Annotated in this window: 12 protein-coding genes; 4 read left to right on the top strand and 8 right to left on the bottom strand. The window is 70.3% G+C overall.

All coding sequences use genetic code 11. The annotated features are described in order from the left end of the window. Positions 1-264 precede the first annotated feature (264 nt). The 3 genes from ACZ4AA_RS38025 to thyX all read right to left on the bottom strand — a co-directional run bounded on the left by ACZ4AA_RS38025 (position 265) and on the right by thyX (position 3934). Entirely contained in the window at positions 265-1950 is a 1686-nt protein-coding gene (locus ACZ4AA_RS38025; protein WP_467613222.1) for a ribonuclease J, read from the bottom strand. A 132-nt stretch (positions 1951-2082) separates the two neighbouring features. Then, positions 2083-2982 (bottom strand): 4-hydroxy-tetrahydrodipicolinate synthase, encoded by a 900-nt coding sequence (gene dapA / locus ACZ4AA_RS38020; RefSeq protein ID WP_467613220.1) that lies wholly within the window; start codon positions 2980-2982, stop codon positions 2083-2085. Between the two features lie 211 nt (positions 2983-3193). Continuing rightward, a complete protein-coding gene (gene thyX, locus ACZ4AA_RS38015; RefSeq protein ID WP_467613218.1) occupies positions 3194-3934 on the bottom strand; it encodes an FAD-dependent thymidylate synthase in 741 nt (246 codons plus the stop codon). 297 nt (positions 3935-4231) lie between these two features. On the opposite strand from thyX, the gene ACZ4AA_RS38010 reads away from it, so the two are divergent. Further along, positions 4232-4495 carry a hypothetical protein gene (locus tag ACZ4AA_RS38010; RefSeq protein ID WP_467613216.1) on the top strand — a complete coding sequence of 88 codons (264 nt, stop codon included), beginning with the start codon at positions 4232-4234 and terminating at the stop codon, positions 4493-4495. Positions 4496-4586: 91 nt separating this feature from the next. After that, positions 4587-5144, top strand: a complete 558-nt coding sequence (locus ACZ4AA_RS38005; RefSeq protein WP_467613214.1) for a hypothetical protein — start codon at positions 4587-4589, stop codon at positions 5142-5144. 69 nt (positions 5145-5213) lie between these two features. Here the strand turns inward: ACZ4AA_RS38005 and ACZ4AA_RS38000 are convergent, their stop codons facing one another. The 5 genes from ACZ4AA_RS38000 to rpsO form a co-directional block, all read right to left on the bottom strand. Further along, a complete protein-coding gene (locus ACZ4AA_RS38000) occupies positions 5214-5666 on the bottom strand; it encodes a hypothetical protein (RefSeq protein ID WP_467613212.1) in 453 nt (150 codons plus the stop codon). Between the two features lie 31 nt (positions 5667-5697). After that, complete coding sequence (gene dapB / locus ACZ4AA_RS37995; protein ID WP_369485438.1) at positions 5698-6450, bottom strand: 4-hydroxy-tetrahydrodipicolinate reductase; 753 nt, start codon at positions 6448-6450, stop codon at positions 5698-5700. A 26-nt stretch (positions 6451-6476) separates the two neighbouring features. Continuing rightward, positions 6477-7856, bottom strand: coding sequence for a M16 family metallopeptidase (locus ACZ4AA_RS37990; RefSeq protein ID WP_467613209.1), 1380 nt, complete (start codon positions 7854-7856; stop codon positions 6477-6479). After that, positions 7853-10069 (bottom strand): polyribonucleotide nucleotidyltransferase, encoded by a 2217-nt coding sequence (locus tag ACZ4AA_RS37985; RefSeq protein WP_467613207.1) that lies wholly within the window; start codon positions 10067-10069, stop codon positions 7853-7855. The genes ACZ4AA_RS37990 and ACZ4AA_RS37985 overlap by 4 nt, the downstream gene beginning before the upstream one ends. 362 nt (positions 10070-10431) lie before the next feature. Continuing rightward, a complete protein-coding gene (gene rpsO / locus ACZ4AA_RS37980; protein WP_081219736.1) occupies positions 10432-10722 on the bottom strand; it encodes a 30S ribosomal protein S15 in 291 nt (96 codons plus the stop codon). A 264-nt stretch (positions 10723-10986) separates the two neighbouring features. On the opposite strand from rpsO, the gene ACZ4AA_RS37975 reads away from it, so the two are divergent. Then, positions 10987-11280 (top strand): DUF397 domain-containing protein, encoded by a 294-nt coding sequence (locus ACZ4AA_RS37975; protein WP_467613198.1) that lies wholly within the window; start codon positions 10987-10989, stop codon positions 11278-11280. A 439-nt stretch (positions 11281-11719) separates the two neighbouring features. Next, positions 11720-15271 carry an SCO5717 family growth-regulating ATPase gene (locus ACZ4AA_RS37970; protein ID WP_467613195.1) on the top strand — a complete coding sequence of 1184 codons (3552 nt, stop codon included), beginning with the start codon at positions 11720-11722 and terminating at the stop codon, positions 15269-15271. The last annotated feature ends 237 nt before the right edge of the window (positions 15272-15508 follow it).

Genomic DNA, 15508 nt, shown 5'->3' with positions numbered 1-15508 from the left:
TTCGGTCTTGCGTTTCCGACTCTATCAGACCGTTTCCGTATCCGATTTCCTCGGCGCTTTCCAGGTTTCCGCTTTCGCGTTTCCCTTTCCGGCGACTCCGACTTTATCAGATTCTCTGAGTCGGAATTCCCGCCCCGTTCGGGGACCGGCTCCGAGGCACGAGTGCTTCGGGGTTCCCGTTCAGGCGGAGACGTAAACGTACTGGAGCGGGGAGCCCCGATGCAAATCGAGGCGCCCCGCTCCAGGTCACGGCCTGACGAGAGGTCAGACCTCGACGACGACCGGGAGGATCATCGGGCGCCGGCGGTAGGTGTCGGACACCCACTTGCCCAGCGTGCGGCGGATGAGCTGCTGCAACTGATGGGGCTCCACCACGCCGTCCTGAGCGGAGCGCTCCAGGACTTCGGTGATCTTCGGGATGACATCGGCGAAGACGGAGTCGTCGATGCCGGATCCGCGTGCCTGGACGTGCGGGCCGCCGGTGAGCTTGCCGGTGCTGGCGTCCATCACCACGAAGACGGAGATGATGCCCTCGTCGCCGAGGATCTTGCGGTCCTTGAGCGTGGGCTCACCGACGTCACCGACGGAGAGACCGTCGACGTAGACATAGCCGGCCTGGACCTTGCCGGAGATCTTCGCCTTGCCCTCGATCAGGTCGACGACGACACCGTCCTCGGCGATCACGATCCGGTCGTGCGGGACACCTGTCAGGGCGCCCAGCTCGGCGTTGGCGCGCAGGTGGCGCCATTCGCCGTGGACCGGCATCAGGTTCCGCGGCTTGCAGATGTTGTAGAAGTACAGCAGCTCGCCCGCGGAGGCGTGACCGGAGACGTGCACCTTGGCGTTGCCCTTGTGGATGACGTTGGCGCCCCAGCGGGTCAGGCCGTTGATCACGCGGTAGACCGCGTTCTCGTTGCCCGGGATCAGCGAGGAGGCCAGGATCACCGTGTCACCCTGGACGATCCGGATCTGGTGGTCGCGGTTCGCCATTCGGGAGAGGGCCGCCATCGGCTCGCCCTGGGATCCCGTACAGACGAGGACGACCTCGTGGTCCGGCAGGTCGTCGAGCGTCTTGACGTCGACCACCAGACCCGGCGGGACCTTCAGATAGCCGAGGTCGCGCGCGATGCCCATGTTGCGGACCATCGAGCGGCCGACGAAGGCGACCCTGCGGCCGTACTCGTGAGCCGTGTCGAGGATCTGCTGGATCCGGTGCACATGGCTGGCGAAGCTCGCCACGATGATCCGCTTGCTGGCGCCGGCGAAGACCTGGCGCAGCACGTTCTGGATGTCGCGCTCGGGCGGGACGAATCCCGGGACCTCGGCGTTCGTGGAGTCCGAGAGGAGAAGGTCGATGCCTTCCTCGCTCAGCCGGGCGAACGCGTGCAGGTCGGTGAGGCGGCCGTCCAGCGGGAGCTGGTCCATCTTGAAGTCGCCGGTGTGGACGACCATGCCCGCGGGGGTGCGGATGGCGACCGCGAGGGCGTCCGGGATGGAGTGGTTGACCGCGACGAACTCGCAGTCGAAGGGGCCGACGCGCTCACGGTGGCCCTCGGCCACTTCGAGCGTGTAGGGCCGGATGCGGTGCTCCTGGAGCTTGGCCTCGATGAGCGCGAGGGTCAGCTTGGAGCCGATCAGGGGGATGTCCGGCTTCTCGCGGAGCAGGAAGGGGACACCGCCGATGTGGTCCTCGTGCCCGTGCGTGAGCACGATGCCCTCGATGTCGTCGAGGCGGTCCCTGATGGACGTGAAGTCCGGCAGGATCAGGTCGATTCCGGGCTGCTCCTCCTCGGGGAAGAGCACACCGCAGTCGACGATCAGCAGGCGGCCTCCGTACTCGAAGACCGTCATGTTCCGGCCGATCTCGCCGAGGCCGCCGAGCGGGGTGACCCGCAGGCCGCCCTTCGGGAGCACAGGCGGTTTGCCGAGTTCAGGATGCGGATGACTCAAAAGACTCTCCTCACCACGCACGCCACGTACCTCGCAAGGCACGTGGCGTGTGTGACGTTCGTGCAGTAGCTGTTGTGTGGGGTGCAGGCCCGTGGCCTGCGGATCTTGCGTATTCAGTTGTGAAGTCTGTGGTTAGAGCTCTACCCCGCCGGCGCCAAGATCGATCTTGAGCTGGCTGGTCTCCTCGGGCGACAGTTCGACCATCGGGGCGCGGAGCGGACCGGCGGGCAAGCCCTGGAGGGCGAGCGCGGCCTTGGTCGTCATGACGCCCTGGGTGCGGAACATGCCGGTGAAGACGGGAAGCAGCTTCTGGTGGATCTCGGTGGCCTTCTGGACGTCCCCCGAGAGATACGCGTCGAGCATCGCGCGCAGTTCCGGGGTGACGACGTGACCGACCACGGAGACGAAGCCCACCGCGCCGACGGAGAGCAGCGGCAGGTTCAGCATGTCGTCGCCCGAGTACCAGGCGAGGCCGGAGCGGGCGATGGCCCAGCTGGCTCGGCCGAGGTCCCCCTTGGCGTCCTTGTTGGCGACGATACGCGGGTGTTCGGCGAGCCGCACCAGGGTTTCGGTGTTGATCGGTACGCCGCTGCGGCCGGGGATGTCGTAGAGCATGACCGGCAGTTCGGTCGCGTCGGCGATGGCCGAGAAGTGTCGGTACAGGCCCTCTTGCGGGGGCTTGTTGTAGTACGGCGTGACGGTGAGCAGGCCGTGCGCGCCGGCGTTCTCGGCGTCGCGGGCGAGCTCGATGCTGTGGCGGGTGTCGTTCGTGCCGACACCGGCGACGACGTGGGCGCGGTCGCCCACCGCCTCCAGCACCGCGCGCACGAGCTCCGATTTCTCCGCGTTGCTGGTGGTCGGGGACTCACCGGTGGTGCCGTTGATGATCAGGCCGTCGTTGCCTGCGTCCACCAGGTGGGTCGCGAGCCGCTGAGCGCCGTCGAGGTCGAGTCCGCCGTCCGCCGTGAAGGGCGTGACCATGGCGGTGAGGACCCGCCCGAAGGGGGTCTGCGGAGTGGAGGTCGGAGCCATGGGTAATACGCTACTCGCTGCTCACCATGTGGTCTGCCCTCGGGGGGCACGACAAAGCATGACAAAAGTGGAACCCGGCACTGCCTGCTCGGGGGTTCAAGCAGTGCCGGGTCCGTTTGATCAGGCTAGATGAACTTCTCGAAATGCCGCAATACGGACACTTCGCTCGGCTGACCCGTACATCTGTGCCGGACCGGTGCGCGGTGGCGTGTTACGGCGCCACGCGCCCGTTGGCGTTGTAGGCCGCGTGTGTGAGAGGCATGAGCCCGGCCCACGCCGCCTCCATCTTCTCGGCGACCATCTCGATCTCCCGCTGCGGGAACGACGGCACCCTGGCGAGCTCGTGCTGGGTGCGCAGTCCGAGGAAGTGCATCAGGGAACGGGCGTTGCAGGTGGCGTACATCGAGGAGAACAGACCGACCGGAAGAGTGGCCCGGGCGACCTCGCGGGCGACTCCGGCCGCCAGCATCTCCTGGTAGGCGGCGTAGGACTGCCGGTAGGACTCCTCCATGGCCGCGGTGACGGTCCGGTGCTGCTCCGCGGTGCCCTGGACGAACACGTACTTGCCGGGGCGCCCCTGCTGGACCAGCTTGCGGTCCTCGCCGGGAACGTAGAAGACGGGCTCCAGCTCCCTGTAGCGGCCCGACTCCTCGTTGTACGACCAGCCCACGCGGTGCCGCATGAACTCGCGGAAGACGAAGATCGGGGCGCTGACGAAGAAGGTCATCGAGTTGTGCTCGAAGGGGCTGCCGTGGCGGTCCCGCATCAGGTAGTTGATCAGGCCCTTGGAGCGCTCCGGGTCCTTCTGAAGCTCCTCCAGCGACTGCTCGCCTGCGGTGGAGACACGGGCGGCGAACAGCACGTCGGCGTCGGAGGCCGTGTGCTTGATCAGCTCGACGGTGACATCGCTGCGGAAGAGGAGCTTGAGGTCGTCGGCCGGGTTGTCGGTCACGGTGCGGAGGGTCCTTCCCATCACTGGCTCGGGCGGCGACCACTCTACGGCGCGGCGTCCGCCCCCCGTCCTCAACCGGGCGTTCGGTGCGGGCCCCGACATTCATCGGCGAACTTCAGCGAATTCGGTGATTCCGGGCACCTCGCGTAACGTTCGGCCGTCTGTATGAGTGAGAGCGATACGTTCGAGCGGTTCGCGCCGCTTGTCAGCGGATCACCCTCGGTCGCCCGGAACACCCGGGTCGTCCGGATCACCGGGTCGCCTGCCCGGCAAGCCCCCAGAGGAGAAGCACCGCCCATGTCACTCCCCCAGCTACCGCCGGGAGGTGCCCCCAGCGCGCCCGTCCCGTTCGCCTTCACCGCCGAAGCCGACCCGTTCCGCAGCAATGTCGCTCCCCCGCCCCGCGAGCGGTCCTCCGCCGGGCAGATAGCCGGCCGGTGGCTCTTCGGCCTCACGCTGATCGCCGGTCTCGCCGGCTCCCTGGTCTTCGGAATGCCCGCCCTGTCACAGGATCGGTCACCTGCGCAGACGCAGCACTCCGTGGCGTCGGACGGCCGCTGACCCTTCCGGACCCCCAAGGGTGGTGGGCCGGCAACCGGCTCGATAACCTCACCGGGCACAGCCCGATGCGTGGATCGAGTGAGGATCAGACGTGCCCCTGCCCTTTTTGACGGCGGACCGCGCCTTTGACGAGACGGCGGAGGATGTCGCGCTGCCCTTCGACGACCGCGACCGCTGGCGGCGCCCCTACCGGCCCGGCCCGTGGCGGGTGGGCGCGGCCGCGCTCATCCTGCTGCTCGCCTCGTACGTGCTCGTCGCCGCCGTGATCATCGCCGTCACCGGGACGCTGCCCGGAGCCGCCGCCTGCATGGCCGCCGCGACGGCCGTCATCCTGTGCGCGCTGCGTCTGCTGCGCATGGGGGTGTGGGTCAGCGCCCGGGGCGTGCGCCAGGTCGGCTTCTTCGTCACCCGGACGACACCGTGGAAGCGGGTCGAGGCGGTGCGCACGGCGCAGCAGCCGGTGCGCTGGCTGGGGCTGCCGCGCACGGTGCAGGGCCAGGCCCTGACCCTGGTGACCGCGGACCGTGCGCCCGGGGACGTGGCGCCCCTGATGACCACGCACAACGCCGACTTCCTGGCGCGTGCCGAGGCCTTCGACCGGGCGGCGGACGTCGTCGAGGTGTGGGCCGACGAGTACCGCAGGGCCTGAGGCGGGGACATCACGACGAAGGGGCCGGTCCGCGGGTGTGCGGGCCGGCCCCTTCGTCGTACGGCCTGATCAGGCTTCCAGGGTCCTGCCCTCGTGGAGGGCGATGGCCCGTTGCATGGCCTTGCGGGCGCGCGGGGTGTCACGGGCGTCGTGGTAGGCGACGGCGAGACGGAACCAGTTGCGCCAATCGTCCGGGGCGTCCTCGGTCTCGGCCTTGCGGCGGGCGAAGACCTCGTCGGCCGAGTCGCGGTCGATGCGGCCGCCCTCGGTGCGCCGCAGTTCGTCGACGGGCAGTCCGCCCTCGGCGTCGAGCACGACGGCGAGCCTGTTGGCCTTCCGGACGAACTGGGTGTTCTGCCAGAGGAACCAGACGCCGATGACCGGCAGGATGAGCACCGCGACCCCGAAGGTGACGGTGATCAGGGTGCCGTTCTGGATGAGCAGCACCCCCCGGCTGCCGACCAGGACGAAATAGACGACCAGGACGGCGGCCGTGATGGCATAGGTGATCTTCGCGCGCATGTCTGCCGGCTAACTGTCGTACGTACCCGGCTCAGCCGAGGTCGAGGAAGTGTTCCAGGCCGAAGGTGAGGCCCGGGGTGGTCACCACGCGGCGGGCGCCGAGCAGGATGCCCGGCATGAAGCTGCTGTGGTGGAGGGAGTCGTGGCGGATGGTCAGGGTCTCGCCCTCGCCGCCGAGGAGGACCTCCTGGTGGGCCAGGAGGCCGCGCAGCCGGATCGCGTGCACCGGCACGCCGTCGACGTCGGCGCCGCGGGCGCCGTCCAGGGCGGTCACCGTGGCGTCGGGCTGCGGGGCGCTGCCCGCGCGCTCCCGGGCCGCGGCGATGAGCTGAGCGGTGCGCGTGGCGGTGCCGCTGGGGGCGTCCACCTTGTTCGGGTGGTGCAGTTCGACGACCTCGACGGACTCGAAGTACGGCGCCGCGACCTCGGCGAACTTCATCGTCAGGACGGCCCCGATGGAGAAGTTGGGCGCGATGAGCACGCCCGTCTCCGGGGAGGCGGCGAGCGAGGTGCCGAGCTGCGCGAGCCGTTCCTCGGTCCAGCCGGTGGTGCCGACCACGGCGTGGATGCCGTGCCGGACGCAGAAGTCGAGGTTGCCCATCACCGAGGCCGGGGTGGTCAGCTCGACCACGACCTGGGTGCCGGCCTCGACCAGCGTCTCCAGCTTGTCGCCGCGGCCCAGCGCGGCCACCAGCTCCATGTCCTCGGCGGCCTCGACGGCTCGTACCGCCTCGGCTCCGATCCGGCCCTTGGCACCGAGGACCGCCACGCGCAGCTTGCTCATTGCTTCGTTCCTTACCGAGACGGGATTTAGGCGACCGCGTCGTGCAGCCGGGACGCCTGCTTGTCCTTGACCGGGCCGATGACCGCCAGCGAGGGCCGCTGTCCGAGGACGTCCCGGGCGACGGAGCGGACCTCGTCCGGGGTGACCGACGCTATCCGGGCGAGCATGTCGTCGACCGACATCTGCTCGCCCCAGCACAGCTCACTCTTGCCGATACGGTTCATCAGCGCGCCGGTGTCCTCCAGGCCGAGGACCGTGGAGCCCTGGAGCTGGCCGATGGCGCGGCCGATCTCGTCGTCCGACAGACCGTGCTCGGCGATCTGGTCGAGCTCGTCGCGGCACAGCTTGAGGACGTCGGGGACCTGGCTCGGGCGGCAGCCCGCGTAGACGCCGAAGAGGCCGCAGTCGGCGAAGCCGGAGGTGTACGAGTACACGCTGTAGGCCAGGCCGCGCTTCTCGCGGACCTCCTGGAACAGGCGCGAGGACATCCCGCCGCCGAGGGCGGTGTTCAGGACGCCGAGGGCCCAGCGGCGGTCGTCGGTGCGGGCCAGGCCGGGCATGCCGAGGACGACGTGGGCCTGCTCGGTCTTGCGGCCGAGGAGTTCGACGCGGCCCGCGGTGCGGATGGAGCGCAGGCCGTCGCGCGGGGCGATGGGGGCCGCCGTCGCGTTCTTGAAGGCGCCGGCCTTCTCGAAGGCGGCGCGGACCTGGCGTACGACCTTGTTGTGGTCGACGTTGCCCGCGCAGGCGACGACGAGGTGCGTCGGGTCGTAGTGCTTCTTGTAGAAGCGGCGGATGCGGTCCGCGGTCAGGGCGTTGACGGTGTCGACGGTGCCGAGGACCGGGCGGCCGAGGGGGGTGTCGCCGAGCATGGTGTGCGCGAACAGGTCGTGCACGCAGTCGCCCGGGTCGTCCTCGGTCATCGCGATCTCTTCGAGGATGGCGCCGCGTTCGACGTTGACGTCGTCCTCGAGGATGAGCGAGCCCGTGAGCATGTCGCAGACCACGTCGATGGCCAGCGGCAGGTCGGTGTCGAGCACGCGTGCGTAGTAGCACGTGTACTCCTTGGCCGTGAACGCGTTCATCTCGCCGCCGACCGCGTCGATCGCCGAGGAGATGTCCAGCGCGGACCTGCGGCTGGTGCCCTTGAAGAGCAGGTGCTCCAGGTAGTGCGTGGCGCCGTTCAGGGACGGCGTCTCGTCGCGGGAGCCCACGTGCGCCCAGATGCCGAACGTGGCGGAGCGCACGGAGGGGAGCGTCTCGGTGACGATGCGCAGCCCGCCGGGCAGGGTGGTCTTGCGGACCGTGCCGATGCCGTTCGCACCCTTGATGAGGGTTTGGGTACGGGCGACGGCCCGCGCCTCCGAAGAGGTGCGGGCCGTCGTCGTGGAGCTACTCGACGTCACTGGTCGGTGTCGTCCTTCTTGTCGTCGTCGCCTTCGCCCTCGATCACGGGGATCAGGGAGAGCTTGCCGCGGGAGTCGATCTCGGCGATCTCGACCTGGACCTTGGAGCCCACGCCGACGACGTCCTCGACGTTCTCCACGCGCTTGCCGCCGGCGAGCTTGCGGATCTGCGAGATGTGCAGCAGACCGTCCTTGCCCGGGAGCAGCGACACGAACGCGCCGAAGGTCGTCGTCTTCACGACGGTTCCCAGGTAGCGCTCGCCGACCTCCGGCATGGTCGGGTTGGCGATCGAGTTGATCGTGGCGCGCGCGGCCTCGGCCTGCGAACCCTGCTGGGCACCGATGTAGATGGTGCCGTCGTCCTCGATCGTGATGTCGGCGCCGGTGTCCTCCTGGATCTGGTTGATCATCTTGCCCTTGGGGCCGATGACCTCACCGATCTTGTCCACGGGGATCTTGACCGTGATGATCCGCGGGGCGTTCGGGGACATCTCGTCCGGCGTGTCGATCGCTTCCATCATCACGTCGAGGATGTGGAGGCGGGCGTCGCGGGCCTGCTTGAGGGCCGCGGCCAGGACGGAGGCGGGGATGCCGTCCAGCTTGGTGTCGAGCTGGAGGGCGGTCACGAACTCCTTGGTGCCGGCGACCTTGAAGTCCATGTCGCCGAAGGCGTCCTCCGCACCGAGGATGTCGGTGAGGGCGACGTAGTGCGTCTGGCCGTCGATCTCCTGGGAGATGAGACCCATGGCAATGCCCGCGACGGCGGCCTTGAGCGGCACACCGGCGTTGAGCAGCGACATCGTGGAGGCGCAGACCGAGCCCATGGACGTCGAGCCGTTGGAGCCGAGGGCCTCGGACACCTGACGGATCGCGTAGGGGAACTCCTCGCGGGTCGGCAGGACCGGCACGATCGCGCGCTCGGCGAGCGCGCCGTGGCCGATCTCGCGGCGCTTCGGGGAGCCGACGCGGCCCGTCTCACCGACGGAGTACGGCGGGAAGTTGTAGTTGTGCATGTAGCGCTTGCGGGTCACCGGGGAGAGGGTGTCCAGCTGCTGCTCCATGCGGAGCATGTTGAGGGTGGTGACGCCCAGGATCTGGGTCTCGCCACGCTCGAACAGCGCCGAGCCGTGCACGCGCGGGATGGCCTCGACCTCGGCGGCCAGCGTACGGATGTCCGTGACGCCACGGCCGTCGATGCGGACCTTGTCCTTGATGACCCGCTCGCGGACGAGCTTCTTGGTCAGCGCGCGGTACGCGGCGGAGATCTCCTTCTCGCGACCCTCGAACTGCGGGAGCAGCTTCTCGGCTGCGATCTCCTTGACGCGGTCCAGCTCGGCCTCGCGGTCCTGCTTGCCGGCGATGGTGAGCGCCTGGGCGAGCTCGCTCCTGACCGCGGCGGTGAGGGCCTCGAAGACGTCGTCCTGGTAGTCCAGGAAGATCGGGAACTCGGCGGTCGGCTTGGCGGCCTTCGCGGCGAGGTCCGACTGCGCCTTGCACAGGACCTTGATGAAGGGCTTCGCGGCGTCGAGGCCGGCGGCCACGACCTCCTCGGTCGGCGCCTCGGCGCCACCCTGGACGAGCGTGATCGTCTTGTCGGTGGCCTCGGCCTCGACCATCATGATCGCGACGTCGCCGTCCTCCAGGACGCGACCGGCGACGACCATGTCGAAGACGGCGTCCTCGAGCTCGGTGTGCGTCGGGAACGCGACCCACTGGCCGTTGATCAGCGCGACGCGGACGCCGCCGACCGGGCCGGAGAAGGGAAGACCCGCGAGCTGCGTGGACGCGGAGGCGGCGTTGATCGCCACGACGTCGTACAGGTGGTCGGGGTTGAGCGCCATGATCGTGGCGACGACCTGGATCTCGTTGCGAAGGCCCTTCTTGAAGGACGGACGCAGCGGGCGGTCGATCAGACGACAGGTGAGGATCGCGTCCTCGGAGGGACGGCCCTCACGGCGGAAGAAGCTGCCGGGGATCTTGCCCGCGGCGTACATCCGCTCCTCGACGTCCACCGTCAGGGGGAAGAAGTCGAGCTGGTCCTTGGGCTTCTTGGAAGCGGTGGTGGCCGACAGCACCATGGTGTCGTCGTCCAGGTACGCGACGGCGGAGCCGGCGGCCTGCTTGGCCAGGCGGCCCGTCTCGAAGCGGATGGTGCGGGTGCCGAAGGAACCGTTGTCGATAACGGCCTCGGCGTAGTGGGTCTCGTTCTCCACTAGCGTTTTCTCCTCGTCTTCGTCCCGGCCTGCCCGTGTGGCAGGGGGACGGTGGCGGAGAGGCGCTCCTTCTCGTGCAGGCCGGTCTTCGATCGAAGCACCCGGGGCTCTGACGCCCGGGGGCCACTACCGAGGACCGGCGGCGATGAGGCGCGCTTCTCCTCGTTCGTTGTCGCGAGATGCCCTACCCGGCGGGTACGGCGTCGTCACGCTGTGTTCGTCCGTGCTGTTTCCTGCGTATTGCGTTGTGCTACCACACTACAAAGCGTCGGTGACACTCCGCACGTAGAGAGCGCCCTCGGCAGCACGTACAGCAAAAGGAGCGGCCCCCAGGATGTGGGAACCGCTCCCTTCACGGCGTCTTACTTGGCGCCGCCGGCCGCACCACGACGGATGCCCAGGCGGTCGACCAGCGCACGGAAGCGCTGGATGTCCTTCTTGGCCAGGTACTGAAGCAGGCGGCGACGCTGGCCGACCAGGATCAGAAGACCACGGCGGGAGTGGTGGTCGTGCTTGTGGGTCTTGAGGTGCTCGGTCAGGTCCGAGATGCGGCGCGAGAGCATGGCGACCTGGACCTCGGGGGAGCCGGTGTCGCCCTCCTTCTGACCGAACTCGCTGATGAGCTGCTTCTTCGTAGCGGCGTCGAGCGGCACGCTTACTCCTTGTAGTCTCGTGTCTGCCACCGAGTGCCCCTGGTCGAATTCTCAGGGGAGCTTCCGTGACTCGGAAGGCGGGGATCCGCTGGGCGCGGCCTCCAGAGCAGCGCTCCGGGGGTGCGTACACAAACGGCCGTTTCACAGGGTACCAGCCTGGCCGGATACGTCCGCCCGGGTCACCGAACCTCCCATGACGGCACGGACCGGGCCACTAGGGTGACGGAACAGCTCATCCGTACGTGGGGAAGGGGCCGGCGGAACATGGCCGAGGAAGCGGACAAGGACGTCAAGGCGCGCAAGGAGCGGGAGAAGGACGAGCTCTACGCCCTGGACATCTCGGACGTCGTCTGGCAGAGCGCGCCGGGCACCGAGGAGCACGAGGAGCGGGTGGAGATCGCCTACCTGCCCGAGGGCGCGGTCGCCATGCGCTCGTCGCTCGACCCCGGGACGGTGCTGCGGTACACGGAGGCGGAGTGGCGGGCCTTCGTGCTCGGCGCCCGCGACGGCGAGTTCGACCTGGAGCCCGTTCCCCACGCGGGTGGTCCCGCGGAGTAGCGCGCCACCGGGAACCCGGGCCGGCACGGAGATCCCTTCCGTGCCGGCCCTTTCGTATGCCCGCTTCGCCGTCCCTCCCCGGCCGCTCCTCGCCGTCGGATGCGGCCGTACGACAAGTAGCCTTCCCGATGCCGTTGTTTGTCCGCTTTCGGGGTCAATAGTGAGCGTGCGGACGCCACTTCTGGGCAGGGTGTGCCGTAACGGGCCCCAGCAGTGGAGTGGACAGGCCTGCCCCACGAACAGTCATGGTGATTAGGCTGGGACAGGGCGCGACGTCTGAACCCGTGGACGGGGGGCGCGCGTTATCCGGGGAGCCGGTCAATTCGGGCGGTCTCGTACGGACTTCGGGCGGCCTCGGTCGTCCGTGAACGTCAGCGGACGACAAGCAGACGGTCGAACCGGCACGGCTTGAGGGTGCTCGACCACACCAGGAGGAATTGTGAACAGCGATCGGGGCGGGATCCGCGGGGGCTGGGCCACGCCCGGCGATGACCAGTCCGACGCCGAGTCCGCCGTCGAGACGACGGGCGAGTTCACCATCGACTACGCGCCGCCCGCCTGGTACACGCAGAATGCCTCGGGCAGCTCCGGGGATTCCGGGGCCGCGGGCGCCGGGCGGGCGCCGGGCGACTCGGGGGACGCGGAGGCGCCGACGGGCTCGGAGAAGTCCGACGGGCCGAGCGGCTCTGACGGCCCGAGCGGTTCCGAGGGCTCGAAGGAGTCCGAGGAGGGGCGGGAGCCGCAGGGTTCGCAGGAGGTGGCCCTGGGCGGTCCGGTCATCTCCGACACCGTTCCCGGCGCGCAGGACTCCGGGAACGGAGACCTCGAGAGCGGCGCGACCATGCGGTTCTCCGCCGTCGCGCTGAAGCGTGAGCTCGCGGAGCGTGCGGCCTCCGACGACGTCAGGACCGAGGCCGAGGACACTCCCGAGACCGGCTCCGGCGGCGAGGCCGAGGACGCGCCCGTCACCGCCGAGGGTGACGATCAGGGCGACGGCGGCGAGGTGCCGAGCGAACAGGTGGCGGAGGGGCCGAGCGGACCCGAGTGCGAGACTCCGAGCACACCCGAGGTCGTGCCCGAGGCCGTGGTGCCGAGCGTGCACGAGGCCGTGGTGCCGAGCGTGCCCGAGGCCGTGGTGCCGAGCGTGCCCGAGGCCGTGGTGCCGAGCGTGCCCGAGGCCGTGGTGCCGAGCGTGCACGGGGCGGAGGCGACGAACGTGCCCGAGGCCGTGGCCGCTGTGCACCCGGAGGGTACGGGGTGGTCCGGGCAGCCGGTGTACACCGAGCCCGTCGCCGCACCGGCTCTCGCACCCGCACCCGCCATCGATCCCGTGCTCGCCTACCAGTCGCTGGAGGCGGCCTCCCAGTCCCAGCGCGCCGGAGGGGCCGACGTACCGGCGGCGGAGCAGAGCGCCCCGGCCGGTGCGGTGGCCGCTTCCCCGGACACCGAGTCCGGCCCGGAACAGGGCGCCGCCCCGGCCCGGCTCGGTGGCGAGGCCCAGGCTCCGGCCACCGACGCCGTGGACGACGAGGCCGTCGCCGACGCCCATGACGCCGACGGCTACCGGCTCCAGGGCGCTCACCCTCAGGACGCGGCGCCCCAGGCTTCTCCGCCCGAGGACCCGGAGCCCCAGGACGGCGAGCCCCGGAACGCGGTGTCCTTGGACGGCGAGCCCCAGGACGCGGTGCCCGTCGTCCGTCCGGAGGAGCCCGTGGGGGTGCGGGAGATGCCCCCCGCCTGGGCTCCGCCGCCGCTGCCCCAGGGTGGGCTGCCTCCGTTGCCGCCCGCCTACCAGCCCGCGGCCCCCGCGTCGGCTCCTCACTGGCCGGCCAGCACGGAGCCCGCTCCGGACGCGCGGAGCAGGGTGCCGGACCATGTGCCGCTGCCTCAGCAGCCGCCCGTGGCACCGGCGCCGGGTGCGCCCTTCCAGCCCCTGGCCGCGCAGGCTCCCGCGCCCGGTCAGCCCTTCCAGCCGCCCACGCCGGTACCCGCGCCCGGTCAGCCATTCCAGGCTCCGGCGCCGCAGCCCGCGCCGTCGGCGTGGTCCTCCTCCGCTGCTCCCGGTCCTGTTGCCGCACCTCACGAGCCCACGCCCACGCCTGCGCCCGCACAGTCGACCGGATTCGAAAACGCCGTACCGGCTCCCCCGCAGGCCCAGACCGCGGTACCGCAGGCCCCCGCCCCCGAGGTGCCCGCGCCGGCCGTGCCGCAGCAGGCAAGCTACGGCTTCCCCCAGCCCGGCGCACCCGCACCGACGCCCGCACCCGCACCCGTGCAAGCGGCCCCGCCCACCCAGGCCCCCGGCTACGGCTTCCCGCAGAGCGCCCCGGCCACTGCCCAGCAGGTCCCCGGGCAGCCCGCCCCCGCCCCGGGGTACGGATTCCCGCAGCCCGGCACCGCACCGGCCCCTGCCCCTGCCCCCGCCCCGGACCAACAAGCCCCCGTCCAGCCCGCCCCGGGCTACGGCTTCCCGCAGCCCGGCACCTCGCCCCAGGACCGGCAGGCGGCCCCGCCCGTCGCCCCGCCGGCTCCCGGTTACGGCTTCCCGCAGCCGCACCCGCAGGTTCCGGCGCAGGCCGCGCCTGCCCAGCCGCAGAGCCCGCAGCCGCAGCCCCCGCACCAGCCCGGCCCGCCGCCCGTGCAGCAGCAGCCCGTCGCCCCCGTGGACCCGCGGACCGGTACCGCCTGGCCGCAGCCCGTGCGGCACGATCAGCGGCAGCCGACCAATCCCGGCGCGGCCCCGCTCGGGTACACCGCGGCGGTGGAGCTGTCGTCCGACCGGCTGCTCAACAACAAGCGGCAGAAGGTCAAGAGCGGTCGCCCGGCCGCCGCGTCCTCGCGCTTCAAGCTGGGCGGGAAGAAGGAGGAGGCCGAGCGGCAGCGCAAACTGGAGCTGATCCGGACGCCGGTGCTCTCCTGCTACCGGATCGCCGTCATCAGCCTCAAGGGCGGGGTCGGCAAGACGACCACGACCACCGCGCTCGGCTCCACGCTCGCCACCGAGCGCCAGGACAAGATCCTCGCCATCGACGCCAACCCGGACGCCGGTACGCTCGGCCGCCGGGTGCGCCGCGAGACCGGGGCCACCATCCGGGACCTCGTCCAGGCGATCCCGTTCATCAACTCGTACATGGACATCCGGCGGTTCACCTCCCAGGCGCCCTCCGGGCTGGAGATCATCGCCAACGACGTCGACCCGGCCGTGTCGACGGCCTTCAACGACGAGGACTACCGGCGCGCGATCGACGTCCTGGGCAAGCAGTACCCGATCATCCTGACCGACTCCGGCACGGGCCTGCTGTACAGCGCCATGCGCGGGGTGCTCGACCTCGCCGACCAGCTCATCATCATCTCGACACCGTCCGTGGACGGGGCGAGCAGCGCCAGTACGACGCTGGACTGGCTGTCGGCGCACGGGTACGCGGACCTCGTCGCCCGGTCGATCACCGTCATCTCCGGGGTGCGCGACACCGGCAAGATGATCAAGGTGGACGACATCGTCAGCCACTTCGAGACGCGCTGCCGCGGGGTCGTGGTCGTGCCGTTCGACGAGCACCTGTCCGCGGGTGCCGAGGTCGACCTCGACATGATGCGGCCCAAGGTGCGCGAGGCGTACTTCAACCTGTCCGCGATGGTCGCCGAGGACTTCGCGCGGCACCAGCAGTCGCACGGGCTGTGGACCAACGACGGCAACCCGCCACCGGTGGCCGCGCCGCCGATGCCGGGTCAGTACGTTCCCGGACAGCAGGGTCCCGGCCAGTACGCCCCCGGGCAGCCGGCGCAGGGACAGGCCCCGCAGCCTCCGCAGCCGCAGCCCGAGCAGCTGTACGGCCAGCCGGGACAGACCTACCCGCAGCAGCCCGGCCAGCCCCATCCGCAGGCGCCGGGATACCCCCAACCGCCGCAGCCGGGGCAGCAGTTCCAGGCCGGTCAGCCCTATCCGCCGCACCAGGGGCAGAACCCGACGCCACCGGCGCCCCCGCAGCAGTAGAGCGGGCCGGCTCCGCCGGGAGGCCGACCACCGCGAAGACCCGCATCGTCCACGGACGGTGCGGGTCTTCGCGTAAGGGAGAGGGCCGAAGGAACGGCCGGGAAGGGCTAGGGCCTGTCGTTTGGATCAGGTCGCAGGGCAGCGACGGGGCTGTTCTGCGCCGGTGAGCGGGGTCTGGTGCGTGCAGCTGCAAGGCGGAGGAGGGAGTCGACGCGGTGGGGGCACCTCCCGGCCGGA

Source organism: Streptomyces sp. NPDC024698, assembly GCF_055559015.1.
The sequence above is the reverse complement of the archived record's forward strand: the minus strand, read 5'-3'. Positions and strand labels throughout refer to the sequence as shown.

Bases quoted from the DNA above. Each gene is read 5' to 3' on its own strand.
- dapA (WP_467613220.1), bottom strand. From the start codon at position 2,982: ATGGCTCCGACCTCCACTCCGCAGACCCCCTTCGGGCGGGTCCTCACC.
- ACZ4AA_RS38010 (WP_467613216.1), top strand. From the start codon at position 4,232: ATGTCACTCCCCCAGCTACCGCCGGGAGGTGCCCCCAGCGCGCCCGTC.
- ACZ4AA_RS38000 (WP_467613212.1), bottom strand. From the start codon at position 5,666: ATGCGCGCGAAGATCACCTATGCCATCACGGCCGCCGTCCTGGTCGTC.
- dapB (WP_369485438.1), bottom strand. From the start codon at position 6,450: ATGAGCAAGCTGCGCGTGGCGGTCCTCGGTGCCAAGGGCCGGATCGGA.
- ACZ4AA_RS37975 (WP_467613198.1), top strand. From the start codon at position 10,987: ATGGCCGAGGAAGCGGACAAGGACGTCAAGGCGCGCAAGGAGCGGGAG.